Origin of the sequence: Brenneria corticis (assembly GCF_003115855.1) — a bacterium.
Taxonomy (GTDB): Bacteria; Pseudomonadota; Gammaproteobacteria; order Enterobacterales; family Enterobacteriaceae; genus Brenneria; species Brenneria corticis.
In genome coordinates, this window is the sequence record NZ_KZ819075.1 from 79,948 (window position 1) to 104,936 (window position 24,989).

Here is a 24,989-nt window from a genome sequence, read left to right on the forward strand (position 1 = left end):
AAACGACCAGGGACCGCCGGAGCGATCCCTGTTTTCCCGCGGGGATGGGTTATTTCACTTCGCCCATGGCTTTCAGTTTCTTGGACAATTCGCGACGCTCTTTCGACAGGTCGGCATTTTTAATGATGTAATCGTCAACCCGGTCTTCATAATCGCTGCGCATGCTGGCGATAATTCCCTGAATGTCCTCAATGGTCATGCCGGGCTTGATATACTCGCTCAGGTTGTCGAGCAGCAGAACGCGCTTTTGGTTATCACGAATTTTCTTTTCGTTATCAATGATTTCGCGTTGCAGTTTATTTTTACGACGAAACATGCGTACAAACTCCAGAACATCCTGGAAACAAGGCTTAGTATCCTTATCCATTTCTCTACCCTTACTTAAGTCAAACACAAATTCTCTATATGCTAACCATACAGGTTAGCAGCTATCGGCGACAAGATGGTTTTCTCTGAATCGATTAATTATCGATAATACACGGCGATACGTTGGTTACGCACCAGCTCGATGGCCACCTCGGTATCGAAGATATCTTCCAGTATCACGGGAACCATGATCTCTTCCGGTTTACCGCTGTAGATAATCTGACCGTTGCGCATGGCGATAATATGGTCGGAATAGGCGGAGGCGAAATTGATATCGTGGATAACCAGAACGATGGTTTTTCCCAGTTCATCCGCGGCGCGGCGGATCTGCTTCATCATCGCCACCGCGTGTTTCATATCCAGATTATTCAGCGGTTCGTCCAGCAGCACGTATTCGGTATCCTGGCATAATACCATCGCCACATAGGCGCGCTGCCGTTGTCCGCCGGAAAGCTGGTCCAAAAAGCGATCTTTCAGTTCGGTCAGGTGAAGAAACGCCAGCGCCGCGTCAATACGTTGACGATCGTCGGCATTCAGGCGTCCGTGGGTGTAGGGATAGCGGCCGAAACCGACCAGTTCGGCGACGGTTAACCGGCTGGTAAACTGATTCTCCTGGCGCAGCACGGATAAACAGGTGGCCAGTTTGTTGCTCGGCGTGGTGGTGACATCCATGCCGTTGACCCGGACCTGCCCCCGGTCGGCGTCCAGCAAGCGGCTGATAATGGATAATAGCGTCGATTTCCCCGCGCCGTTGGGGCCGATAATCGAGGTGACGCCGCCGCGGGGAATGGTGGCCGTCACCTCTTTTAATACCGCCACATTATTATAGGTTTTAGTTACATTGCCGATCTCAATCACACGGAAACCTTTTTAAGTAACAACAGAATAAACAGTGAACCACCGATAAATTCAATCACCACGGACAGCGCGCCGGACATATCCAGCAGGTGCTCCAGAATCAGCTGGCCGCCGACCAGCGCAATAATGCCCAGCATAAACGCCGCCGGCAGCAGAAAACGGTGCTGGCTGGTGCCGATAATCATATAGGCCAGGTTGGCCACCATAAATCCCAGAAAGGTCAGCGGCCCGACCAACGCCGTCGATATCGCCACCAGCACCGAGACCAAAAGCAAGATCACCGTCACGCTGCGTTTGTAATCCACCCCCAGATTAATCGCGGTACTGCGCCCCAGCGCCAGCACGTCGAAGCGGAAACGCATCCGCCATATCATCACCGCCACCAGGGCGGAAATCGCCGCCGACAGCCCAATCAGCTCCGGCGCGGCGCGGGTAAAGGTGGCGAACATCCGTCCCTGCACAATCGCGAACTCGCTGGGGTCCAGCAAGCGCTGCATCAGGTTGGCCATACTGCGAAACAGCGTGCCGCAGATAATGCCCACCAATAACACCAGATGCAGATTGTTGCGGTTCCCGGTAAACAGCCAGCGATACAGCACGGCGGAAAACAGCACCAGCAGCAGCGCTTCCATGAAAAACTTTCCCTGAATGCCCAACGCGGGAATGCCCCGGACGCCGAAAACAAAAACCAGTATGGTTTGAATCAGAATAAACAGGGCCTCGAACCCCATGATCGAGGGCGTCAGAATGCGGTTATTGGTTACCGTCTGAAACAGCACCGTCGAAGCGCTGGCGGCAAACGCCACCAGCAGCATGGTGGCCAGCATCAATCCGCGGTGGGTCAGGATATAGCGCAAATTACTGCCGAGGTTGACGGTCATAAATATCGCCATCGCCGTCAGCGCCAGAGCGCCCAGCAGCCACAAACGCCGCCGGGGAGATAGCGCGTATTTATTTTGGTATGTCACGGCGGACATTGCCGTATTCGCTTTATTGGCTGACATGACGTTTTTGACTTAGCATCAGGAGAAGAAAAACCATCGCCCCGATAACGCCCAAAATGACGCTGACCGGGATCTCGAACGGATAGCGGATCGCTCGGCCGATAATGTCGCACAACAGGACCAACCCGCCGCCCAGCAGGCAAACCCACGGAATGGTTCGACGTACGTTGTCCCCTAACAGCATGCTGACGAGGTTGGGAACGATAAGGCCGAGAAACGGCAGCGCGCCCACGACGACGACGACGACGCCGCTGGTCACCGCCACAATCGCCAGCCCCATCAGCATCACCTGCCGGTAGTTAAGCCCGACGTTGACCGAGAACTCGCGCCCCATACCGGCGACGGTAAAGCGGTCGGCGATCCAGCAGGCGAGCAGCGTCAGAAAACCCACCAGCCACAGCAGCTCATAGCGCCCCTGCAACACGCCGGAAAAATCGCCCGACTCCCAGCTGCCCAGCGCCTGCAATAGATCAAAATACATGGCGCCGAAGGTGGTGATGGCGCTGATGACGGCGCCGAGCATGATCCCCACCAGCGGCACCACCAACGCCGATTTCAGCACGATGCGGCGCAGCAGCAGCATAAACAGCAGCGTGCCGCCCATGGCGAACAGGCTGGCGACGATCATTTTGACGAACACCGGGGAAGACGGCGCCAGCACCATCATCACCAGCAGCCCCAGCCCGGCGGACTGGGTTGTTCCCGCCAGCGACGGTTCGACGAAACGGTTCTGGGTCAGCAGTTGCATAATCAACCCGGCGACGCTCATGGCGCTGCCCGCCAGAAGCAGCGCCAGCGTACGGGGAACGCGGCTGATAAAGAAAATGTCGCGCATCGCCTGATCGGTCCAGATCGCCTGCATGGTTACCCTGCCGGCCCCAAGAAACAGGCTGGCGACGATCATGCCGCCCAGCAGCATAATGCCGAGCGCAAGGTAGAGAGCTTTCATTATTCCAGCCACGCTTACCGCTATTGCTTATCCAACGCGTTATTGACGTCCGCAATCAGCTTTTTGTAAGTTTGCAGGCCGCCGGCGATATACAGCGATGAGGAATCCAGATAGACGACGCGATCGTTTTGCCAGGCGCTGGTTTTATGGATCAGCGCATTATCCAGCACCTGCCGCGCGGACTCCCCGCCCGTGCCGGGACGGCCGATGGCGCTATCGCGATCCAGCACAAACAGCCACTCGGGGTTGACGCTCAGCAAAAACTCCGAGGTCACCACATTACCGTGGCGCCCGGTCCCGGAGGTGGGAAACTCGACCGCCGGTTTAAAGCCCAGCTGTTCAAAAATAAAGCCAAAGCGGGATTTCGGACCGTAGGCCGACATTTTGCCGCCCGAAACCATCAGCACCATCGCCGTACCGGCGTTAGCGGCTTTTTCGTGGGTGCTGGCAATCTGCTGGTTAAACTCTTCCAGCTGTTTTTTCGCTTCGTCTTGCTTAGCGAAAATTTCCCCCATCTGTTCCACGCGCTGGGTAAAGCTGGGCATAAACTGGTTGGGGTCGACGTCCAGCGAGATGGTGGGCGCAATGGCGCTCAGCTTATCGTAGGCGTCGACGGCTCGCCCGCCGGCAATGATCAGGTCAGGTTTGGCGCTGCTGAGCGCCTCATAATCGGGCTCGAATAGCGTACCCGCGTTCAGGTATTCGCCGCCGCGGTATTTGGCGAGGAATTCGGGCAGATGCGAACTGGTCTGCGGCACGCCGGCGACCTCGATTTGCAAGGCGTCCAGCGTATCCAGAACGGCGGGAGCGAACACGACGACTTTTTTCGGGTGCAACGGCACCTCAGTGGTGCCCTGGGCATGTTCAATGCTGATCGTTTCAGCCCGTTCGGATGAAGACTCCGCCCGATCGCACCCCGCCAGCACCGCTATTGACGCCAATGCCAATAGCGCCCACCTTATCGCCAAAGCTACGTTCACCCGCATTGTTTTCTCCTTCAGATGATTACCCAGAGCAAAATGTCTCAGACAGTAAAGAATTTAATTATCATTCGTATTAAAAGGGGAGAAATTGTAACCGAGGATAGTTCGCCTGCCTAGCAATTATGCCCGCGGCGGATGTGAGCGGAATCAGGAAAGCGCCACAGAAAATGCATTCAATGATATCCTTGAGGTTTACTTACCTGTTTCCGCCGGATATGGCGTTCAGATCAATCATGTAGCTTAATGTCACTATGGCCGATAAAACACAACCTACGTTTTTCATTCATGATTATGAGACCTTCGGTAAACATCCGGCCCGCGATCGGCCGGCGCAGTTTGCCGGGGTACGCACCGATGCGGACTTCAATATTATCGGCGACCCGCTGGTCGTCTATTGCAAGCCGACGGATGATTATCTGCCGGAACCCGAAGCGGTATTGATTACCGGCATTACGCCCCAGTTGGCCGCGGCCAAAGGGGTGAATGAAGCGGAGTTCGCCCGCCGGATCCATGAGGCGTTCAGCGTGCCCGGCACCTGCATCATGGGCTACAACAATATCCGTTTCGATGACGAAGTCAGCCGTAATATCTTTTACCGCAATTTCTACGATCCCTACGCCTACAGCTGGCAGCACGGCAACTCCCGCTGGGACTTGCTGGATGCGTTGCGCGCCTGCCATGCGCTGCGCCCGGAGGGCATCGTCTGGCCGGAAAACGATGAGGGACTGCCCAGCTTCAGGCTTGAGCATTTAACCCGCGCCAACGGCATCTCCCACGAGCATGCCCATGACGCCATGTCCGACGTCTACGCCACCATCGCCATGGCGCAGTTGCTGAAGCAGGCGCAGCCCAGGCTGTTTGATTATCTGTTCCAACTGCGCAACAAGAATAAAGTCAACGCGCTGATTGATATTGCGCAGATGAAGCCGCTGGTCCATGTTTCCGGCATGTTCGGCGCGGCGCGCGGCAACACCAGCCTGGTGGCCCCTCTGGCGTGGCACCCCGATAACCGCAACGCCGTCATTATGTGCGACCTTGCCGGCGATATGACGCCGCTGCTGGAGCTGGACGCCGATACGCTGCGCGAACGCCTGTATACCCGCCGCGATCGGTTGAGCGCCGAGCAGAGCGCGGTTCCCATCAAACTGGTGCATATCAATAAGTGCCCGGTGCTGGCCCCCGTCAATACGCTGCGCCCGGAAGACGCCGACCGGCTGGGGCTCGACCGCCAGCGTTGCCGGGACAATCTGGCGCTGCTGCGGCAGAACAGTCAGATCCGCGAGAAAGTCGTCGCGCTGTTCGCCGAGTCGCCGGCGTTTGCGGCTGAGAGCGACGTCGACCTGCGGATTTACCACGGCTTTTTTGGCGATGCCGACCGCATGACGATGAAGATTATTCAGCAAACCGCGCCGCAGAACCTGCCCGCTCTGGACGTTAAATTCGTCGACGACCGCCTGGAGCCGCTGCTGTTCCGCTATCGCGCGCGCAATTTTCCCAACACGTTGGACGACGGCGAACAGCAACGCTGGCTGCAGCATCGCCAGGAGGTGTTGACCGCCGAACGCCTGCGGCAATACGTTACCGAACTGGACGCGCTGTATCAGCGCTATGAAGGGGATAAGTCCAAAACCGATCTGATCAAGGCGCTGCTGGCGCACGTTCAGGCGCTGACCAGCTAACGGATTCTGGGATTGGGGTCGCAGACGAACGAACCTGCGTGGCCTGACCCCGCCCCAGCCCCCCCTTCGCCTGTCTCTTATACACAAATCCAAGGAACCTCTAGAGGCCATGTGTATTCTGGTCTTGGGGTCATTCTTGGTTCTTGGTTTTTTGCTTTTCGTCGGCGTAAGAAATCACGCTGAGGTGGACGACCCCGCGAATGCGCCGAAGGCATCGCGTCAGCGACGTGATTTCAGCCACAGCCCGGGTCCGGAGGGTGGTGGCGCTTGAACCACCCTGCGTCGGGCGCGTGCTGCGACATAGCATAGAAATGACGGCCTTCTAGCGCACGAAATAGCACTGAACTCACATATACCGTTAACAGTAAATATGTGACTAAGAGACAGTCGCAGGGGAGGCTGGGAGGGGGCATTAATGGCACCGCGCCGAACTTTGTCAACATCTATAATACCGCCCCCAAATCCGTCATTCCTGCAGAAGCAGGAATCTTTCTGATATCAATGTCTTAGCTGAAAACAGATCCCCGCCTGCGCGGGGATGACGATGAAGATGAAGGGGTTGTCAGCAACCTCAAGCGGAGAGGCCTATCTCCGCTTTTTATCTGATTAGCCGTCCGATGGGTTTACATCAGCTCTTCACGGCACTGCGGCACCGGCTGACGGAAACGGCGCGTCACCAAGGCCAGATACAGCAGGCCGATGGTTCCCCAAATCAGCCCCAGCGTCATGGAGCTCTCTTCCAGGTTGACCCACAGCGCGCCGACGGTCAGCGCCCCCAGCACCGGCAGGATAAGATAGTTAAAGGTATCTTTCAGCGTACGGTTACGGCGCTCGCGGATATAAAACTGGGAAATCACCGACAGATTGACGAAGGTGAAGGCCACCAGCGCGCCGAAGTTAATCAGCGCGGTCGCCGTGACCAGATCGAAAGAGACCGCCGACAAGGCGACCGCCCCGACCAGCAGCACGTTCAGCGCCGGCGTGCGCCATTGCGGATGGATATAGCCGAAGAAACGCTCGGGGAATACGCCGTCGCGTCCCATCACGTACATCAGGCGCGACACCCCGGCATGGGCGGCCATGCCTGACGCCAGTACGGTCACGCAGGAGAACACCAGAATAATCGACTGGAAGAACTTCCCGGCGACGTACAGCATGATTTCCGGCTGCGAGGCGTCCGGCTGTTTAAAACGCGAAATATCCGGAAAGTACAGCTGCAGAAAATAAGCGACGGCAATAAAGATCACCCCGCCGATCAGCGCGGTGAGAAAAATGGCTTTCGGGATCACGTTGCCGGCGTCCCGCGTTTCCTCCGACAGGGAGCTGATACCGTCAAAACCGAGGAAAGAGAAGCAGAGTATGGTGGCGCCGGTGATCATCGGCACCACGTGGGCGTTGTCCGACCAGAAAGGCCGGGCGCTGACCAGCGTTCCCGCCCCTTCGCCCTGATAAACGCCGTAAATCACCAAGCCCAGAAACACCGCCATAATCGCCACCTGAACCACGACGATGACCGAGTTGAGATTCGCCACCACATTGATGCCGCGCAGATTAAACAACGTCATCAGCCCCACCAGCGCGGCGACGAAAATCCATGACGGCACGCCGGGAAAAATCGCTTCAAGGTAGATTTTCGCCAGCAGGATATTGATCATCGGCATAAACAGGTAGTCCAGCAGCGACGACCAGCCGACCATAAAGCCGACGTGCGGACTGATGGCTTTTTGCGCATAGGTGTATGCGGAACCGGCCGACGGGAAGCGGCGCACCAGCTTGCCGTAGCTTAAGGCGGTAAACAGGATGCCCGCCAGGGCGAAAGCGTAAGCCGTCGCAACGTGTCCGTCGGTCAGGCCGGAGACGATACCAAAGGTGTCAAAAATGGTCATCGGCTGCATATAAGCCAGCCCCATCATAACAACCGGCCATAGCGTGAGCGTTCTTCTTAGCTGGACACGTTTGCCGGACGCCGTGCTGGTATCAAGTTGCCCCATCTTTCCTTTCCTCATACCGTGCTCTCTGGCACTCAAACAATTTATCTTTCCGGCGCGCTGTCCGGCCTCTGGTTGAAAACATAAATGCAAAAAAATAACCGACGCGATAAGACGTCGGTTATTTTGCAAGGCGCGTATTCTGCACCACTCATTTCCATCTGACAAGCCATTGCGCGGACGGGAAATGATTTTATTGGCTATCGCACTGTTTTTCTTTGTTTTATTACGGATTATTCTGTTGCCGTATGGGAAAGTTTTTACTGAAAAAATCACCAATCCTGAAATTTTTTTCTCTTCTCATTCTGTAGTCGCTCCAGCTCGAAAATAACCTGCTGCAGGTCGCGCTCCTGAACCGCGGACAGCGTCGGAAACTTGAAGCTCAGCCGCTGGGTGATCCTCACCTCGCCTTTGCTATCGACGTCTTTCATCGTTGACTGGCCGACGAACTGCAAGTCCAGGCAGAAAAAGCCATACTCATCGAGATCCAACTCGACGTCGCGGATGATATCCCCCTCCGTCAATAGCCCCGTGGTATCGCGATCGGTATACAGACTCAGCCCGCCGAGGGAGAGATCCTTAATGGTAAACTGAAAGCGGGTGTCGTCCGGTAATTCGCCGCGGCACAACAGCGGCGGCCAAAGCGGCGTGTTGATGCGGAAATAGGTCCTGCGCTGAATCAGATAGAGCAGCTCCGGGATGGCCGCCGTGAACGCCGGCAGACCCTGAAAATCGATGGTTCTGGCTATTTCGGCGCTAAACTCCACTTTAGCCCCCGTCGGTTCCGCCACGAAAGACAATTTCCCCGCATACAACGCCCGGCTGTTTTCGTGCTCAACCCCGCCCAGGTCAAATACGAAAATATCATCGTCGGATACCACATCAAGAATTTTACTGATGAACTGGCCGCGAGAATGATGAACCATAACGCTGGTATCGTTTTTCTTTAATTCACGCAGTGTTGCACAGATAGCCAGTTTATTACGCTTGACGAACTGCTCTTTAAAATTTTCATCCACCGCTTTTATCCCCATTCTAATAGCCATAGTCTTATTAATGTCTATATCTACTGAACCACATGATGCAAATCGCTTCAAACGGTATCGACACATATCATCTATAACTTTAGGGAATCAGGTATAACGCCGCCCGCTCCGCTCAGGCTTCAGGATAGTGAAATAACAGCCAGGTCAGCGCCAGCAGGTCCGCGCTGCCGCCGGGGCTGAGGTTTCTGGCGATCAGCGCCTTATCCATGGCGATCAGCGCCTGCCGATCCAGCGGCGCGGCGAGCAGTTTTCCGGCGTAGCGCCGTACAAAATCCAGCCCCGGCATACCGCCCCGGGAAACCAGGTTGGTATCCGGGTTGTGCGCCATCAGCACCAGCAGCGTGCGCAGCAGCGCCGTTTCCTCGTCTGCCCCCGCGGCGACGGCCCGCGTTAACGCCGGTAATGAAAACCGGCGCACGGTATTGAATCCGCTGGCCGCCTCCCCCCTTGCGCCGGTCAGGCCGTAGCGGCGGTACAGATGTTCTCCGGCGGTTGCCGCGCCGCCGCCGCGCGCCAGCTCCCGGCGCACCATATCGCGACATATTTCCGCTACGCTGCGGCACAGGCTCTGGCGGGTCACGCGCCGTCCCTGAGCCGCCAGCCACCCGGCCGCGGCGCACAGCAGGCCAAAGGCGAAAATCCCGCCTTTGTGGGCGTTGACGCCCTTTGTCGCCGCGAACATCGCCTGTTCGCAGGCCAGCCCGATGGGCCGGATCTGGGGAAGCAGCTGCGGCAAAGGCAGATAGGCATAGCGCCAGCCGGCGGCGGTAAAACGGCGAAACCAGGGGGATATGGCGCGGATGCTGTGGTGAAACAGGGCGACGTCCATATCGCGGTGCGCGCCGTTGTTCGCCCGGTCCACCAGCCCCGGTTTAGGCGTCAGCATCACCTCCGCCGTCAGCGCCCGCGTCACCCACAGGTCAATATCGGGCAACGCCGCGGACGTTCCGCCATCCCGCCGAGGGGACGGCGCGCGCGGCGTCAATAACTCAGGCCGGATTGAAATAGGCATTAAGCATTCCCTCAACGTGCCGCACCAGCTCCGGCAACGGGTGGTTCCGCGCGCGCCCGCAGGCGTGAGCCGCCTGTTGGCACAGCAGGCAGCGGCGAGCCTCATGCGCCAGCATTGCGCGGCCGATCGCCCCTTCCCGCGGGCAGATCACATCAATATCCCACAGCCGGCCCAACGGGTGGCGCTCTTCCAGCGCGATGGCGGCGGCTTTGACCGTCAGCGCGTCTTTGCCGATCGCCCATAAGCCTTCGGCGCCGGTCGTCAGCCACAGGGTCCGCTGCGCCAGCACCGGCCAGCCGCGCTGCCGGCAGAGCGTATTCAGCGCCTCGATCGCTTCGCCCATGGCAAGACGGTACGGCGCGCTATCCTTTACCGGCCCCGGCGTAACCAGCGTCAGCGAAACCAGCGTGGCGTGATGCTCCGTCAGCCACTCGCGCTGACGAGCTGCGCGGCGCTCTTTCGCCGCGAGCAACGCTTCCAGGGTCACGGGGACGGGGTCGTCCATGTCCCGCGGCATGATTGGTTGGTCCGTTTTACTCATCGCTTTCTTTCACCTGGCGCACCACGTCAATCACGCTGCCGTCCCGATAGCGGATCACCCCGACAATACGCTCGTGAAACTCAATCGCCCTGGGTTCGCCGACCAGTTCGATGGCCCGTTGATATAGCGCTTCAATCGACAGCACCGGCAACCCCGCCTGTTGCAGGCGTTGCGCGACTTCCGGGCGCCGCGGATTCACGGCGATGCCGTGATCGGTCACCAGCACGTCGATGCTTTCGCCCGGCGTGACGCAGGTGGTGACCTGACGAACCACCGTCGGAATACGGCTGCGGATCAGCGGCGCGACGACAATCGTCAGGTTCGCCGCCGTGGCGACGTCGCAGTGGCCGCCCGACGCGCCGCGCATCACCCCGTCCGAACCGGTGATCACGTTAACGTTAAAATCGGTGTCGATTTCCAGCGCGCTGAGGATCACCACATCCAGTTGGTCGCAGCAGGCCGCTTTCACGCTCGGATTGGCGTAGACAGTGGTGGAGATTTCCACATGGTTCGGGTTCCTGGCCAGCGATTCCGCCGCGTTGGCGTCGAAGCATTGGGTGTCGAGCAGTTTTTCAATCAGCCCTTTTTCATGCAAATCGACGATGCTGCCGGTAATGCCGCCCAGGGCAAAGCTCGCCACGATATTCTGCCGGCGCATTTTATCTTCCAGAAAGCGGGTGCAGGCGGTGGACGCCGCGCCGGAGCCGGTCTGAATGGAGAAGCCGTTTTTGAAATAGCCGGAATATTCGATAACGTCCGCGGCGCGGCGGGCGATCAGCAGCTCACGCGGGTTGCTGGTGACGCGAGCCGCCCCGACGCTGATCCTGGCCGGGTCGCCCACTTCCGCCACCTGCACCACGTAGTCCACCCGATCCTGCACGATGCTGGCGGGCATATTGGGGAACGGCGCCAGACTTTCCGTCAGCACCACCACTTTGCGCGCGTATTGCGCGTCCACCATGGCATAGCCGAGCGAGCCGCAGCGCGATCTCCCCGCCGTGCCGTTGGCGTTGCCGAATTCATCGCTGCTCGGCACGCCGAGAAACGCCACGTCCACCTTCAGTTCGCCGCTTTGCAGCAGGTGCACCCGGCCGCCGTGCGAATGGATGTTCACCGGTTCTTTCATCAGGCCGTGGGAAATGGCGTCCGCCAGTTCGCCGCGCATGCCGGAGGTGTAGATGCGGGCGATCACCCCGGCGCGAATATGTTCAATCAGCGGCGCGTTGCAGCTCATCAGCGAGCTGGAGGCCAGCGTCAGGTTTTTGAATCCCAGCTGCGCCAGCGTGTCCACCACCCTATTAATCACCTTGTCGCCTTCGCGGAAATGGTGGTGGAAAGAGATGGTCATGCCGTCTTTCAGGCCGCTTTTAGCGATGGCCTCGGCCAGATCGGCGCACAGTTTACGTTCATGCTTGCGTTTGACGTCGTTGAGCCAGGGAGTCTGGTGATTCGCATTGATAAAGGGGGACAGATTGCGCGTTTGCGGGTACTGCCGTTGCAGCGCTTCAATAAAGTTGCTCATGGTCTAATCCTGTGATTCCTGAGATCTATCATTGCCGGGTCGTCGGACGACGCTTATTTACGCACGCCGGAAGCCTGAGCGCGTTCCAGAACCATGCGCGCGTGGTCGATAATCGGCGCATCGATCATTTTCCCATTCAGGGAAATCACCCCCAGTCCCGCGCGCTCCCCCTCTTCCGCGGCCTGCAGCACCCGGTGGGAGTAATCCACTTCGTTCTGCGTCGGCGCATAGGCGTTATGCAACAGCTCAATCTGGCGGGGATTAATCAGCGATTTGCCGTTAAAACCCAGTTTGCGGATCAGTTCGACTTCCCGCAGAAAGCCGGCGTCGTCGTTGACGTTGGAATAGACCACGTCGAAGGCGTCGATGCCGGCCGCGCGCGCGGCGTGCAGCACCGCGCAACGGGCGTAGAACAGTTCGGTGCCGTCGCCGCGCTCGGTCTGCATATCCATCACATAGTCGAAGGCCGCCAGCGCAATGCCGATCATGCGCGGCGACGAGCGGGCGATGGAGACGGCGTTAATCACGCCCAGCGCCGACTCGATGGCCGCCATAATGCGGGTGGAGCCCACTTCCCGCCCGCAGGCTTTCTCGATGCGCGCCAGATGACCTTCCAGTTCATCCACGTCGTCGGTGGAGTCGGTTTTCGGCAGGCGGATAACGTCGGCGCCGCCGCGCACCGCGGCCTCCAGATCCAGCAGGCCGAACGGAGTGCTCAGCTGATTGATGCGCACCACGGTTTCAATATCGCGGTACATCGGGTGCTGCAGCGCATGGAAAACCAGCAGGCGGGCGGTATCTTTTTCGCGCAGGGAAACCGCATCTTCCAGGTCGAACATGATGGAGTCGGGTTTATAAATAAACGAATTGGACAACATGGCGGCATTCGCTCCCGGCAGGAATAACATGCTGCGGCGCAATTTTTTCATTGCAGTTTCTCCCATTCCACCTGCTGAACGTCCGCCGCGCGCAGGATCGCGCTCTGCACCCTGGCGCGAATCACACAGTCCAGCGCGCCCTTATCCTCAACAACGATGGTGCCTGCGGTGACCTCCAGCGCTTGCAGCGTCTCATTCACCACCTGTCTTATCCGGTGGCCGAACTGCTTTATCACTTCGCTGTTGATCACCACGGTGAGCTCTCCCTGCGCCGGCGCGACCTTGACCAGCAGATCGCTGGATTCCAGGGTTCCGGCCAGAGACTCCTTAATAATCTTCATAGGGTTGTCCTGATTAATTTAATTAAGCGTATTCGGCCTGGTAATAGCGCTGTAAATGTTCCAGCGTCGAGGCCGGCACTAATTCCTGAATACGGCGGTATTGCCGAAGTTTTAATAACTTTCTCACTTCAGAGGCGGAGATCGCCACGCCGGAGCTTTCCCGCTTACGCTCGATTTCAATCACCGCCAGCGCGGGCGCATCCACGGCCGACGCGTTTTCCTGCCAGAAACCCATATCCTGGTTATATTGCCGCGTGAGCGCACAAAACGGCTCCGTGCCGACGAAGCGCCGGGTAACGCCTAACGCCGGAGCGATATATTTTCTGAAAATAATTAAATCCAGCGCGGCATGCGCGCGGGTAATCAATTTTTCCTCTTTCAGAAAATAACCGGGGAAGGTGGCTTTGGAGATCATATATTCCGATCCGGCGTGCACCGTCAGATTGTTGATATGGGCCACGCCCCGGCGCACCATTTCCAGACGTTCGTCAAAGGGAAACAGCGACGCGTCTTCGCGCACCACGAAAAGGTGCAGCCAGTCGCACGACTGCGCCGCGCGTTCCGCCAGATAGCGATGTCCCAGCGTGAACGGATTGGCGTTCATCACGACGGCCCCGATAGGCGTTCCCGGCCGGCGATACGCCGCCAGCGAGCGGCAGTACTGAGTGATGCCGATGGGGGTATTTTCCATCAGCACGGCGCTATCCTGATACTGCGCCAGCGGATAAAAGCCGCAGGCGCGGAAAATGGCGATGTTTTGCGGTTTGGTATAGAGGAATAGATGAAAATGGCCGCGCTGCGCCGCCTGCTGCACCACCTCATTGATCACCCGAACGCCCAGGTTCCGATCGCGGTGCTGCGGAGCCACCGCGACGCACTTGATGGTGTTTGCCGCCATGCCCGCGCAGGCCACCAGCTCGCCGCCCAGGCGGCAGGTGACAAAGGTGTCGATATCATCATCCATACCGAGCCGGCACAGCGCCAGAAACCGGCGGATCTCGGGGATTGCCTGAGGCTGCATGCGCATATCCAGGGTGTCGAAAAAGATGGAATCATTGGCATGCATAACGATTAATCCTGCATTTAACTTCTGTTCAACATTGATTGGTAAACCTCCGGGCGACCCGGAGGCGTATCGCTTAATGCGCGGCGGCCGCGGCCGGCGTCGGCTGCTGTTGCTGATTGGCGTCAACCACCAGGTTGCGCAGATGGCCGACGTTCTCAATCTCGACCTCGATACGGTCGCCCGCCGGCATAAACAGCGGCGGGTTGCGCTTTTTGCCCACGCCGCCCGGCGAACCGGTGATGCCGATCACCACCGCCAGTTCCCCTTCGTAGTCAAACTCGCTGGAATAGAACGGTTTGATCACCGGCATGCCGATCATATAAAGCAGGACGGCCAGCAGCGCTGCCGGAGGCGATGGTGGTCACATCGGCCTTGCTGCTGAAGCCGGATACCGGCGTACCGCCGTCGGGGTTGTTCAGGTCGTTACCCTTGTTCGGCATCAGTTCGCCTTCGCCGGTCAGGTGCGGATAACGTTTGCCAAGCTGGTTCAGCATGCCGGCGAGAATAATCGCGGTCAGGCTGCCCAGCATGACGATAGGAAGAATTCGTCCCAATGCAACTCCTTGTTCCATATGTAGAATAGTAGCATAGCCTATCGACAGCGGTATTGCCCCCTCGCCCACGCCGCCGGCCATGATGGGCAGGATCAGGAAAAAGAAGATTTGGAACGGATCCATGCCGAGCGCGATGCCGACCGCCATACCGACAAGCATGCCCACCACTTCGCCGCACAGCATTGGAAAGAAATACGCACAAAGCCCTGAATCAGCGTTTGCCGATTCATGCTCATAGTGCTGCCGACGATAATGCAGCAGATATAGAGGTAGAGAATATTGGTGCTTTTATAGAATTTGGTCGTTGATTCAACCACCACATCCGGCAGCAGTCCGTAATAAACCATCACCGACGGGATAAAGGTGGCGCAAATTGCCGCCGCCCCCATTTTGCCGATAATCGGCAGGCGTTTGCCGAACTCGCCGCAGGCAAAACCGAAGAAAGCCAGCGTGGCGACCATCACTACAATATCGCTCGGCAATTTTCCATTCAGGCAGTCAATGCCGATTAATACGCCCGCCAGTAAAAAGAGCGACACGGGAATAATACCCACTTTATAGGTATCAAGAATGTGCCACCATTTTTCCTTTAATATGGTCTTCGCGGTTGCTTCATTACCCGCCACAACATATGAATCGTCAGCCGTACTCATAATCCAATCCCCGTTTTATTTTGTCCGCACATCATAGGGAACAACGACTATTATTATGTGATTGACTTCAAATTAAAAAATAAGTTTTAAAGGCACTTATGGCTTTTATGGTTTAAATAAACAAAGTATATAAAAAACATAAATTTATAATATTCATTGGCAAGTATATATTTTATGACTTTTATGTTCTTTATGGTTTTTATTTCCTGAAAATAATTATGTTGATAAAAAGTAATTGAGATGTTTTCCAAAAAAACATTTAAGCTTAATTTTTATAAAATGTAATTATTCAAATATATAATGATTAAATTATAAACGTGTGGCTGCTCACAAGTTTCTTGCTCCTTGTGCCTAACTATTTTTATTCATGCTAAATTAGCCGACCGTTTTCCGCTAACCAGACAGGTTGTTTTGTATCATGGCATTGAGAATTGCTTTTCATATCAAATTATTTCTCTATTTGATTATTTTTTTCTCTCTGTTGCTGATATTAACCGGCGTTTATTACCCGGTTGCGCCGTAAAGCCTCGCCTTCGGCCGGGGATATAAGGCGTAGGAACAGCCTAACGTGGTGTTTCCTGCTGTTCGATATATTGCCTGATAATCGAAATCGGAGCGCGCCCGCAACTGCTGGCAAAATAACTCGGACTCCACAAAACACCCTTGAGGCTGTTAATCATGCGCAACGTCCGGGCAAAGTCAGGACTGAACCGTTCGATACTGGATCAGGGTTGGTATGAAATGCGCCGCCAACTGGAATACAAGCAGTTCTGGCGCGGTGGTCGGGTGCTGGCGCTCCCGCCAGCGTACACCAGCCAGAAGTGCGCGTGCTGCGGGCATGTGGCGAAAGAAAACCGCCAGTCGCAAGCCCGGTTCGAGTGTCAAGAGTGTGGCTACAGCGCAAACGCCGACATCAACGGCGCCCGGAATATCTTAGCGGCGGGACACGCCGTGTTGGCCTGTGGAGGAATGGACATCCGCGACGGCTGTACCGCAAAAAGGCCGCCGAATAGCAACGCGGTTCACTTGGCGGCATAAGCGTCGGGTCCGGGCAGCGCGATCGTCGTTTATCACGGACCCTATAGGCGGGTGACGCCATCCGGCGAAGGGCGCATAAGCGCTTAATGACTTTTTATTATTTGGAAACTTATCTCCCTGCTGAAATAAAATCATCGGCATAAAAAACGGCGTTAGGGTTTATAAAGAATTTTATTGTTTATTTGCCCTACGCTGACCGTACGCATGCCCAATGCGGTAATAAGCGCATCACAAAATTGCATTATTTATATTTTTAAATCTAAAACCCCCGTCACATATACCGATAACCCACCTTGGTCGAAATTTAATAAAACATTGGCATCATTCATCATGAATGTGTTTTTCTAATGGAGAAAATCATGCATTACCTGATAAATAGGCTCCGCAACATTAAAATATCGCATAAGCTTTATATTGGATTCGGCGTTATTTTGTTGCTGGTCGTCATCGCATCATCCCTTAGCGTTAACCGATTTGAATCAATTCGCCTGATATATGAAAAAACCAATCTGATATACAATATCAATATTGAGGTTTTTCAAGCTAAAATCAACAGGTTGAAATATTTCTACTCCGCGGATGAAGAGTCCCGCCAGGTCATGTCCAACTATATCAAGCATGCGTCGGAATTAACCGTTCAGGCTCAGCATCTCTCCTGGAGCGATGAAGAAATCGCCTATGTCGACAATATAGGCCGGCATCTGGATGAGTTTCAACAGTCGATTAGCCAGATGGGCGAAGCCATGAAAAAGGTCGTCGCCTCTCGGGAAAGCCTAAATAGCCATAATCTGCAAAATATCATTCACCGGCCGGACAATAGCCCGGCGTTACGGTCAGGCGACGGTAATATCGACGGCGGTCTCGATAACCTGATTTTTTTAATCGCCGAGATAAAAAATCGCGCCTACGAGCTGCAGCTTAAAGAAAACGAGGCGGCGTTAAAAGATTTGGCGCAAAGCTTTAATAGCGCGGCACAGTTTTATCAGCGCCTGGCGCCGACTCTCTCTCCCGCGGACAGGTCGACCGCCGACGGATTGTGGAGCTATGCCGTCAATTACCGCAAGCTTAACGAGGATTATTTCGCGGCGCTCAACGATCTGAAAAAAGCGGAGGACGCGGTTAAAGTCGCGGGCGATAAAAGCAGCGCCGCGATCAAATCCATCATCAATATCGTTAAAGCGAAAAATGACGATCTGACCAATGATTCCGCCCATATCACCATCATTATCGGCCTGATAGCCGTTATTATCGGCGTGATTACCTCCATCGCTATTACCCGGCAAATCACCAGGCCCGTTATCCACAACCTGGCGCTGGCCGAGCGCATCGCCGGCGGCGATCTCACCGCTTCCATCGTGGTTGACCGGCGCGATGAATTAGGGCAACTGACGTCGGCCATGGCGCGAATGAATGAAAAACTGCGCGCCATGATCGGCGATGTGCGCGACAGCGTGGATAGCGTCGCCGACTCAGCCGCCAAGATCGCCATCGGCAATAATGATTTGTCATCCCGTACGGAGCAGCAGTCAGCCGCGGTGGTCGAAACCGCCGCCAGTATGGAAGAGTTGACCTCCACGGTCAAAAACAACGCCGACAACGCCAGACATGCCAGCCAGATAACGGCGGAAGCCTCGCAAAACGCCCATAAAGGCGGGGAGGTGGTGCAGAATGTGGTCAGCACCATGAATGATATCTCCGCCAGTTCGAATAAAATCGCGGATATCACCGCCGTGATTAACAGCATCGCTTTCCAGACCAATATTCTGGCCCTGAACGCCGCCGTGGAAGCGGCGCGGGCCGGCGAGCAGGGGCGCGGGTTTGCGGTGGTCGCCAGCGAAGTGCGCAATTTGTCACAGCGCAGCTCTCAGGCGGCGAAAGAGATTGCCGGCCTGATATCCGAGTCCGTGGCGCGCATTGACGTTGGCAGCAAACTGGCGGCCAACGCCGGTGCGGCCATGCAGCAAATCGTCTCCTCGGTATCCAGGGTGAACGATATCATGGGCGAGATCTCCTCCGCTTCAGATGAGCAAAGCCGCGGCATTGAACAGATAGCCCGGGCGATTAGCGAGCTCGATACCACCACGCAACAGAATGCGGCGCTGGTTATGGAGTCTTCCATCTCGGCCAACTCGCTGGAGGAGCAATCCTCCCTGTTGGAAAAAATGGTCGCCTACTTTCGTTTATCGGAGAATGAAATCCGGGATCCGCAACTGGCGGTGAACGGCGTCCCTGCGCAACCCAAGGCGCTGCCTCACGGTCAGGCGTAATACGCCGGCGCGCCGACCGTGCGGGCGTTTAACCCGCACGGTTAGCCTTATACGCCGGTAGAAGATCAGAACGGCGCTAATTCAGCGGCATCAGCATCGGGTCCGGGTAGAGATAGTCGAATCCCAGCTCGCGACAGATGCGCTGACCGTCGACGATGCGTCCGGCATCATCGTCTTCCCCGGCAACGAACTGCGGCGGGGTCAGGCCCAGCTGGCGCGCCCGATCGGCATAATAGCGCCGTTTGGCGGGATGCCCCGGCGCGCATAGGTTATATAGATGCCCGCCGTGAGGACGCTTCAGCAATAGCTGGATAGCCTCCAGCACATCTTCCTGATGCACCAGGTTCACGCCGTGAGAACCGCCGCTCAGCCCCGTTTTCCCGGCCAGAAAACGTCCGGGATGGCGATCGATGCCCACCAGCCCGGCCAGGCGCAGGATATCCACCGAGGTATCCGGTAAATGCTGCAACCACTGTTCAAGCGACGCCAGCACCTTTCCGGCGACGGATACCGGCCGCAGCGGCGAGTTTTCCCGTACGGTGCCGGCGCTATTGCCATAGACGGAGGTAGAGCTGGTGAAAATAATCCGCGGCACCTTAAACACCCGCGCCGTGTTGACCAACGTCTGCACCGCACGGGCATAGCTCTCCCCGCCCTGCGCGGTGCGGCTCGCCGGCAGCGTAATCACCAGCGCGTCAACCTGCAACAAGGCCTCCAGCTCATCGGCGTCGCATTCCAGTTCGGGGGTAAGCCTGAGCTGATAACATTCAATACCGCTCAGCCGGGCGGCTTCAACGCCGTCGATGGTGGTTTTGCTGCCGACGACCTGATAGCCATGACCGTTCAGCGCCCATGCCAGCGGCATACCTAACCAACCCAGCCCGATAATGGCCACTTTTTTCATTTTAAACTCCCCCGCTGTTCCGCTGCAAAATTACCCCGCCGCCGATGGTCTGGGACGTCGCGCATAGCCCATCATCCCCCATCCGCTAAAAAAGTGTTGCACAAATACCCGCACATGGTTTAGGTTATCCGCCTGACGGTAAATATATTGACACAACCAAGAGATATTTTATGACAAGCGTTCTGTTTAACCACCATCATCACCATCACCCTGACTAGTCTTTCAGGCGATTGGTGCTGGAAGACGTTCAGATCTTCCAGTGGCGCAGAACGTAAAGAGAGCCCTCGGAAGATCGACTTCCGAGGGTTTTTTTTATCCCGCTTTTTAAAAGTAGTAGTTAATTTGACAGGTAATGAGGTTTCCATGCTGGACAAAACACGTTTACGGATAGCAATGCAGAAGTCAGGCCGCCTGAGCGACGATTCGCGCGAACTGCTGGCACGTTGCGGTATTAAAATCAATTTGCAGCAACAGCGTCTTATCGCCTTTGCGGAAAATATGCCCATCGACATTCTGCGCGTGCGTGATGACGATATTCCGGGGCTGGTGATGGACGGGGTCGTCGATCTGGGCATCATCGGTGAAAACGTATTGGAAGAAGAACTCCTCAATCGCCGGGCGCAAGGGGAAGACCCGCGCTATTTCACCCTGCGCCGTCTGGACTTCGGCGGCTGTCGCCTCTCGCTGGCGATGCCGCTGGATGAAGAGTATACCGGCCCGCAGTGCCTGCAAGAGAAACGTATCGCCACCTCCTACCCTCACCTGCTCAAGCAATATCTGGATAAACAAAATATCAATTTCAAATCCTGCCTGCTGAACGGCTCCGTGGAAGTGGCGCCCCGCGCCGGGCTGGCCGACGCGATTTGCGATCTGGTCTCCACCGGCGCGACGCTGGAAGCCAACGGCCTGCGCGAAGTGGAGGTCATTTACCGCTCCAAAGCCTGTCTGATTCAGCGCGACGGAGAAATGCCCGCCGACAAGCAGCTGTTGATCGATAAATTACTTACCCGCATGCAGGGCGTGATTCAGGCGCGTGAGTCAAAATATATTATGCTGCACGCGCCCAGCGAACGTCTGGATGAGGTTATCGCCCTGCTGCCGGGCGCGGAACGTCCGACCATTCTGCCGCTGGCGGGCGATCAGAGCCGGGTGGCCATGCATATGGTCAGCAGCGAAACCCTGTTCTGGGAAACCATGGAAAACCTGAAGTCGCTCGGCGCCAGTTCCATTCTGGTGTTGCCGATTGAAAAAATGATGGAGTGATATCGATGGCCGACAGCAACGCGATTAGCAACTTCAATACCATCATCGACTGGCAAGGCTGCTCCGCCGAGGAGCGGCGCCAACTGCTGACCCGTCCGGCGATCTCGGCGTCTGACCGCATCACCGGCATCGTGGAAGAGATTCTGCACAACGTAAAAAGCCGCGGCGACAGCGCCCTGCGCGAATACAGCGCCCGGTTCGATAACGTTCAGGTGGATACCCTCCGCATTAGCGAAGCGCAGATTGCCGCCGCGGCCGAGCGCCTTGGCGACGAGGTCAAGCAGGCGATGGCGATTGCGGTGCGCAATATTGAAACCTTTCACAATGCGCAGAAATTACCCGTGGTCGATGTTGAAACCCAGCCCGGCGTGCGCTGCCAGCAGTTGACACGGCCGATCGCCACCGTCGGATTATATATCCCCGGCGGGTCGGCGCCGCTGCCGTCAACCGTGCTGATGCTGGGCACCCCCGCGCGCATCGCCGGCTGCCGGCGCGTGGTGCTGTGCTCGCCGCCGCCCATCGCCGATGAAATTCTCTATGCCGCGCAGCTGTGCGGCATCAGCGAGGTGTTCCAGTTGGGGGGCGCTCAGGCGATCGCCGCCATGGCGTTCGGCAGCGAAAGCATCCCCAAGGTCGATAAAATTTTCGGCCCCGGCAACGCCTACGTCACCGAGGCGAAACGTCAGGTCAGCCAGCAGTTGACCGGCGCCGCGATCGATATGCCCGCCGGACCGTCCGAAGTGCTGGTGATCGCCGACGGCGGCGCCACTCCGTCGTTCGTCGCCGCCGACCTGCTGTCGCAGGCGGAGCACGGTCCCGACTCGCAGGTTATCCTGCTGACGCCCGACGCCGCGCTGGCCAAAGCCGTCGCCGAGGCGGTGGAGCAACAGCTCGCCCAGCTTTCACGGGCGGAGATCGCCCGGCAGGCGCTCTCTTCCAGCCGGGTTATCGTGGCGCGCGATCTGGCGCAGTGCGTTGAAATCAGCAACCAGTACGGCCCGGAACACCTGATTATCCAGACGCGCGACGCGGAAAAATGGGTCGACGACATCACCAGCGCCGGTTCGGTGTTTCTCGGCGACTGGTCGCCGGAATCCGCCGGCGATTACGCCTCCGGCACCAACCACGTGCTGCCCACCTACGGCTATACGGCGACCTACTCCAGCCTGGGACTGGCCGACTTCCAGAAGCGGATGACGGTACAGCAGCTGACGCCGCAGGGCCTGTTGCAGCTGGCGCCGACCATCGAAACCCTGGCTCAGGCCGAACGGCTTACCGCCCACAAAAATGCCGTCACCCTGCGTGTCGCCGCCCTGAAGGAGCAAGCATGAGCATTGAACAACTGGCGCGCGACAACGTGCGCGCCCTGACGCCCTATCAGTCGGCGCGCCGCCTGGGCGGCAATGGCGACGTGTGGCTCAATGCCAACGAGTTCCCTCTGGCGCCTGAATACCAGCTGACCCTCCAGACGCTGAACCGCTACCCGGAGTGCCAGCCGAAACTGGTGATCGAGCGCTATGCCGACTACGCGGGGTTAACCACCGACCAGGTGCTGGTCAGCCGCGGGGCGGACGAAGGGATCGAACTGCTTATCCGCGCGTTCTGCGAGCCGGGAAAGGACGCCATTCTGTTCTGTCCGCCCACCTACGGCATGTACGCGGTCAGCGCCGAAACCTTCGGCGTGGAGCGCCGCACCGCGCAAAGCACCGACGACTGGCAGCTGGATATGGCCTCGATCGAGAGCCAGCTGGACGGCGTAAAGCTGGTGTATGTGTGCAGCCCCAATAATCCCACCGGCAATCTGGTGAAACAGGACGACCTGCGCCGTCTGCTGGCGCTGACCCAGGGCAAGGCGCTGGTGGTGGTGGACGAAGCCTATATCGAATTCTGCCCGCAGGCGTCGACCGTCGGCTGGCTGGCGGACTATCCGCACCTGGTCATCCTGCGCACCCTGTCAAAGGCCTATGCGCTGGCCGGCCTGCGCTGCGGCTTTACCCTGGCCAACGCGGACGTGATTGCGCTATTGCTGAAAGTGATCGCCCCTTATCCGCTCTCCCTGCCGGTGGCCGATATCGCCGCGCAGGCGCTAAGCGCGCAGGGAGTGGCGAAAATGCGCCGCAACGTGGCCGAGGTGGTGGAAAACCGCCGCTGGCTGGCCGAACGCCTGGCGCCGCTGGCCTGCGTGGAAAGCGTATTCCCCAGCGAAAGCAACTATCTGCTGGTGCGTTTTACCGCTTCCAGCCAGGTATTCAAGACGCTGTGGGATCAGGGCATTATCCTGCGCGATCAGAATAAGCAGCCCGGGTTGTCCGGCTGCTTACGCATCACCATCGGCAACCGTGATGAATGCGAACGCGTTATCGACGCATTACGGTCATTACCCGGCATCAATGCTTAATCTCAAGGAGCCAATGTGAGCCAGAAATATCTCTTTATCGACCGTGACGGAACATTGATTGCTGAACCGCCCGAAGATTTTCAGGTTGACCGGTTGGATAAGCTGGCGCTGGAGCCGGACGTGATCCCCTCCCTGCTGGCGTTGCAAAAGGCGGGCTTCAAACTGGTGATGATCACCAACCAGGACGGCCTCGGCACCGCCAGCTTCCCGCAGGAAACCTTCGATCCGCCGCATAATCTGATGATGCAGATTTTCACCTCCCAGGGCATTCGCTTTGCGGAAGTGCTGATCTGTCCGCATCTTCCGGCCGACCAGTGCGCCTGCCGCAAGCCGAAAACGGCGCTGGTGACGGCGTATCTGAACGACGGCGCCATAGACGTCGCCCACAGCTATGTGATTGGCGATCGGGAAACCGATTTACAGCTGGCGGAAAACATGGGCATCGGCGGCCTGCGCTATCAGCGCGACGGCCTGAACTGGCGCGCCATCGCCGACCAGCTCACCAAACGCAACCGCCACGCCCAGGTCAACCGCGTTACGCGCGAAACGGCCATTGACGTTAACGTCTGGCTGGATCAGGAAGGCGGCAGCAAAATCAATACCGGCGTCGGCTTTTTCGACCACATGCTGGATCAGATCGCCACCCACGGCGGTTTCCGCCTGAAAATAGAGGTGAAAGGCGACCTGTATATCGACGATCACCACACGGTGGAAGATACCGGGCTGGCGCTGGGCGAAGCGCTCAGCAAGGCGCTGGGCGATAAACGCGGCATCGGCCGTTTCGGCTTCGTGCTGCCGATGGATGAATGTCTGGCGCGCTGCGCGCTGGATATTTCCGGGCGGCCGCATCTGGAATACAAGGCCGAATTCAGCTATCAGCGCGTGGGCGATCTGAGCACCGAAATGGTCGAACACTTCTTCCGCTCGCTCTCCTATGCCATGGGCTGCACGCTGCACCTGAAAACCAAAGGGCGCAACGACCACCATCGCGTCGAAAGCCTGTTCAAGGCCTTCGGCCGGGCGCTGCGTCAGGCGATCAGGGTTGAGGGCGATACGCTGCCGAGTTCAAAAGGGGTGTTGTAATGAAGGTCGTTATTCTGGATACCGGCTGCGCCAACCTCTCTTCGGTCGATTACGCCGTACGGCGCCTAGGCTACCAGCCCGTGGTCAGCCGGGAGGCCGAGGTGGTTCTGCATGCCGACAAGCTGTTTTTACCCGGCGTCGGCACCGCGCAGGCGGCCATGAACCAACTGGCCGAACGCGAGCTGATCGACCTGATTAAAGCCTGTACCCAGCCGGTGCTGGGTATCTGCCTCGGGATGCAGCTGCTCGGCACCGCCAGCGATGAAAACGGCGGCATCTCCACGCTGGGCATTGTCGATGCGCCGGTGAAGCTGATGAAGGACCAGGGTTTGCCGCTGCCTCATATGGGCTGGAACCAGGTGATACCCCAGGCCGGGCACCGCCTGTTCCGCGATATCGCGGAAAACGCCTACTTCTACTTTGTCCACAGCTACGCCATGCCGGTGTGTCCGCACACCATCGCGCAGGCAAACTACGGCGATCCTTTCACCGCCGCGCTGGAGAAAGACAATTTCTTCGGCGTGCAGTTTCACCCTGAACGTTCCGGCGCCGCCGGGGCGCAGTTGCTGAAAAACTTTCTGGAGATGTAGATCGTC

At 57.4% G+C, this 24,989-nt stretch carries 21 protein-coding genes, 4 pseudogenes and 1 other annotated feature; of the genes and pseudogenes, 8 read left to right on the forward strand and 17 right to left on the reverse strand.

Features of this window, described 5'->3' with window-relative positions; all coding sequences use genetic code 11:
• Nucleotides 1–49: 49 nt before the first annotated feature.
• The 5 genes from tmaR to DDT56_RS07045 form a co-directional block, all read right to left on the reverse strand.
• Nucleotides 50–367: a PTS system regulator TmaR gene (gene tmaR / locus DDT56_RS07025; RefSeq protein WP_009113198.1), complete on the reverse strand. Its 318-nt coding sequence runs from the start codon at nucleotides 365–367 to the stop codon at nucleotides 50–52.
• Between the two features lie 98 nt (nucleotides 368–465).
• Complete coding sequence (locus DDT56_RS07030) at nucleotides 466–1,224, reverse strand: iron ABC transporter ATP-binding protein (RefSeq protein WP_136165764.1); 759 nt, start codon at nucleotides 1,222–1,224, stop codon at nucleotides 466–468.
• Nucleotides 1,221–2,228, reverse strand: a complete 1,008-nt coding sequence (locus tag DDT56_RS07035) for an iron chelate uptake ABC transporter family permease subunit (RefSeq protein WP_136165765.1) — start codon at nucleotides 2,226–2,228, stop codon at nucleotides 1,221–1,223. The genes DDT56_RS07030 and DDT56_RS07035 overlap by 4 nt, the downstream gene beginning before the upstream one ends.
• Complete coding sequence (locus DDT56_RS07040) at nucleotides 2,215–3,177, reverse strand: ABC transporter permease (protein ID WP_136165766.1); 963 nt, start codon at nucleotides 3,175–3,177, stop codon at nucleotides 2,215–2,217. Before DDT56_RS07040 ends, DDT56_RS07035 begins: the two co-directional genes overlap by 14 nt.
• Nucleotides 3,178–3,197: 20 nt before the next feature.
• Complete coding sequence (locus DDT56_RS07045) at nucleotides 3,198–4,163, reverse strand: siderophore ABC transporter substrate-binding protein (protein WP_136165767.1); 966 nt, start codon at nucleotides 4,161–4,163, stop codon at nucleotides 3,198–3,200.
• 248 nt (nucleotides 4,164–4,411) lie between these two features.
• Here DDT56_RS07045 and sbcB point away from each other — a divergent pair, with 248 nt between their 5' ends.
• Entirely contained in the window at nucleotides 4,412–5,839 is a 1,428-nt protein-coding gene (gene sbcB, locus DDT56_RS07050) for an exodeoxyribonuclease I (protein WP_136165768.1), read from the forward strand.
• 623 nt (nucleotides 5,840–6,462) lie between these two features.
• Here sbcB and DDT56_RS07060 read toward each other — a convergent pair.
• From DDT56_RS07060 to DDT56_RS07105, 11 genes and pseudogenes are all read right to left on the reverse strand, one after another.
• Nucleotides 6,463–7,830, reverse strand: coding sequence for an APC family permease (locus DDT56_RS07060; RefSeq protein WP_136165769.1), 1,368 nt, complete (start codon nucleotides 7,828–7,830; stop codon nucleotides 6,463–6,465).
• A gap of 269 nt (nucleotides 7,831–8,099) precedes the next feature.
• Entirely contained in the window at nucleotides 8,100–8,855 is a 756-nt protein-coding gene (locus tag DDT56_RS07065; RefSeq protein WP_136165936.1) for a flagellar brake protein, read from the reverse strand.
• 130 nt (nucleotides 8,856–8,985) lie between these two features.
• Nucleotides 8,986–9,885 (reverse strand): triphosphoribosyl-dephospho-CoA synthase CitG, encoded by a 900-nt coding sequence (citG, locus tag DDT56_RS07070; RefSeq protein WP_136165770.1) that lies wholly within the window; start codon nucleotides 9,883–9,885, stop codon nucleotides 8,986–8,988.
• The gene (gene citX / locus DDT56_RS07075) at nucleotides 9,863–10,426 is read right to left on the reverse strand and encodes a citrate lyase holo-[acyl-carrier protein] synthase (protein ID WP_417903688.1); all 564 of its coding nucleotides are present in this window, start codon (nucleotides 10,424–10,426) and stop codon (nucleotides 9,863–9,865) included. Before citX ends, citG begins: the two co-directional genes overlap by 23 nt.
• Nucleotides 10,419–11,948 (reverse strand): citrate lyase subunit alpha, encoded by a 1,530-nt coding sequence (gene citF / locus DDT56_RS07080; protein WP_136165771.1) that lies wholly within the window; start codon nucleotides 11,946–11,948, stop codon nucleotides 10,419–10,421. Before citF ends, citX begins: the two co-directional genes overlap by 8 nt.
• A 53-nt stretch (nucleotides 11,949–12,001) precedes the next feature.
• Nucleotides 12,002–12,877, reverse strand: a complete 876-nt coding sequence (gene citE / locus DDT56_RS07085; protein WP_136165772.1) for a citrate (pro-3S)-lyase subunit beta — start codon at nucleotides 12,875–12,877, stop codon at nucleotides 12,002–12,004.
• The gene (gene citD / locus DDT56_RS07090) at nucleotides 12,874–13,167 is read right to left on the reverse strand and encodes a citrate lyase acyl carrier protein (RefSeq protein ID WP_136165773.1); all 294 of its coding nucleotides are present in this window, start codon (nucleotides 13,165–13,167) and stop codon (nucleotides 12,874–12,876) included. Before citD ends, citE begins: the two co-directional genes overlap by 4 nt.
• Before the next feature lie 22 nt (nucleotides 13,168–13,189).
• Entirely contained in the window at nucleotides 13,190–14,233 is a 1,044-nt protein-coding gene (gene citC / locus DDT56_RS07095; RefSeq protein WP_136165774.1) for a [citrate (pro-3S)-lyase] ligase, read from the reverse strand.
• 73 nt (nucleotides 14,234–14,306) lie between these two features.
• Nucleotides 14,307–14,474, reverse strand: a pseudogene (locus tag DDT56_RS24595) (fumarylacetoacetate hydrolase family protein); the annotation flags it as partial.
• A gap of 31 nt (nucleotides 14,475–14,505) precedes the next feature.
• Nucleotides 14,506–15,440 (reverse strand): annotated as a pseudogene (locus DDT56_RS25185) (2-hydroxycarboxylate transporter family protein).
• Nucleotides 15,441–16,003: 563 nt separating this feature from the next.
• A pseudogene (locus tag DDT56_RS07105) lies at nucleotides 16,004–16,105 on the reverse strand (transposase); the annotation flags it as partial.
• Between the two features lie 16 nt (nucleotides 16,106–16,121).
• On the opposite strand from DDT56_RS07105, the pseudogene DDT56_RS07110 reads away from it, so the two are divergent.
• Both DDT56_RS07110 and DDT56_RS07115 read left to right on the forward strand, forming a co-directional pair.
• Nucleotides 16,122–16,478: pseudogene (locus tag DDT56_RS07110) on the forward strand (RNA-guided endonuclease InsQ/TnpB family protein); the annotation flags it as partial.
• A 359-nt stretch (nucleotides 16,479–16,837) separates the two neighbouring features.
• Nucleotides 16,838–18,745: a methyl-accepting chemotaxis protein gene (locus tag DDT56_RS07115; RefSeq protein ID WP_136165775.1), complete on the forward strand. Its 1,908-nt coding sequence runs from the start codon at nucleotides 16,838–16,840 to the stop codon at nucleotides 18,743–18,745.
• Between the two features lie 76 nt (nucleotides 18,746–18,821).
• Here the strand turns inward: DDT56_RS07115 and DDT56_RS07120 are convergent, their stop codons facing one another.
• Complete coding sequence (locus DDT56_RS07120; RefSeq protein ID WP_136165776.1) at nucleotides 18,822–19,649, reverse strand: SDR family oxidoreductase; 828 nt, start codon at nucleotides 19,647–19,649, stop codon at nucleotides 18,822–18,824.
• Between the two features lie 193 nt (nucleotides 19,650–19,842).
• Nucleotides 19,843–19,964, forward strand: a sequence feature (His leader region).
• A gap of 48 nt (nucleotides 19,965–20,012) precedes the next feature.
• Here DDT56_RS07120 and hisG point away from each other — a divergent pair.
• Genes hisG through hisH form a run of 5 tightly spaced genes read left to right on the forward strand, consistent with a single transcriptional unit; the run spans nucleotide 20,013 to nucleotide 24,983 of the window.
• Complete coding sequence (hisG, locus tag DDT56_RS07130) at nucleotides 20,013–20,912, forward strand: ATP phosphoribosyltransferase (RefSeq protein WP_009113207.1); 900 nt, start codon at nucleotides 20,013–20,015, stop codon at nucleotides 20,910–20,912.
• A gap of 5 nt (nucleotides 20,913–20,917) precedes the next feature.
• The gene (gene hisD, locus DDT56_RS07135; RefSeq protein WP_136165777.1) at nucleotides 20,918–22,243 is read left to right on the forward strand and encodes a histidinol dehydrogenase; all 1,326 of its coding nucleotides are present in this window, start codon (nucleotides 20,918–20,920) and stop codon (nucleotides 22,241–22,243) included.
• A complete protein-coding gene (gene hisC / locus DDT56_RS07140; protein WP_136165778.1) occupies nucleotides 22,240–23,310 on the forward strand; it encodes a histidinol-phosphate transaminase in 1,071 nt (356 codons plus the stop codon). The genes hisD and hisC overlap by 4 nt, the downstream gene beginning before the upstream one ends.
• A gap of 15 nt (nucleotides 23,311–23,325) precedes the next feature.
• A complete protein-coding gene (hisB, locus tag DDT56_RS07145; RefSeq protein WP_136165779.1) occupies nucleotides 23,326–24,393 on the forward strand; it encodes a bifunctional histidinol-phosphatase/imidazoleglycerol-phosphate dehydratase HisB in 1,068 nt (355 codons plus the stop codon).
• Nucleotides 24,393–24,983: an imidazole glycerol phosphate synthase subunit HisH gene (gene hisH / locus DDT56_RS07150; RefSeq protein WP_136165780.1), complete on the forward strand. Its 591-nt coding sequence runs from the start codon at nucleotides 24,393–24,395 to the stop codon at nucleotides 24,981–24,983. Before hisB ends, hisH begins: the two co-directional genes overlap by 1 nt.
• Nucleotides 24,984–24,989 lie beyond the last annotated feature (6 nt).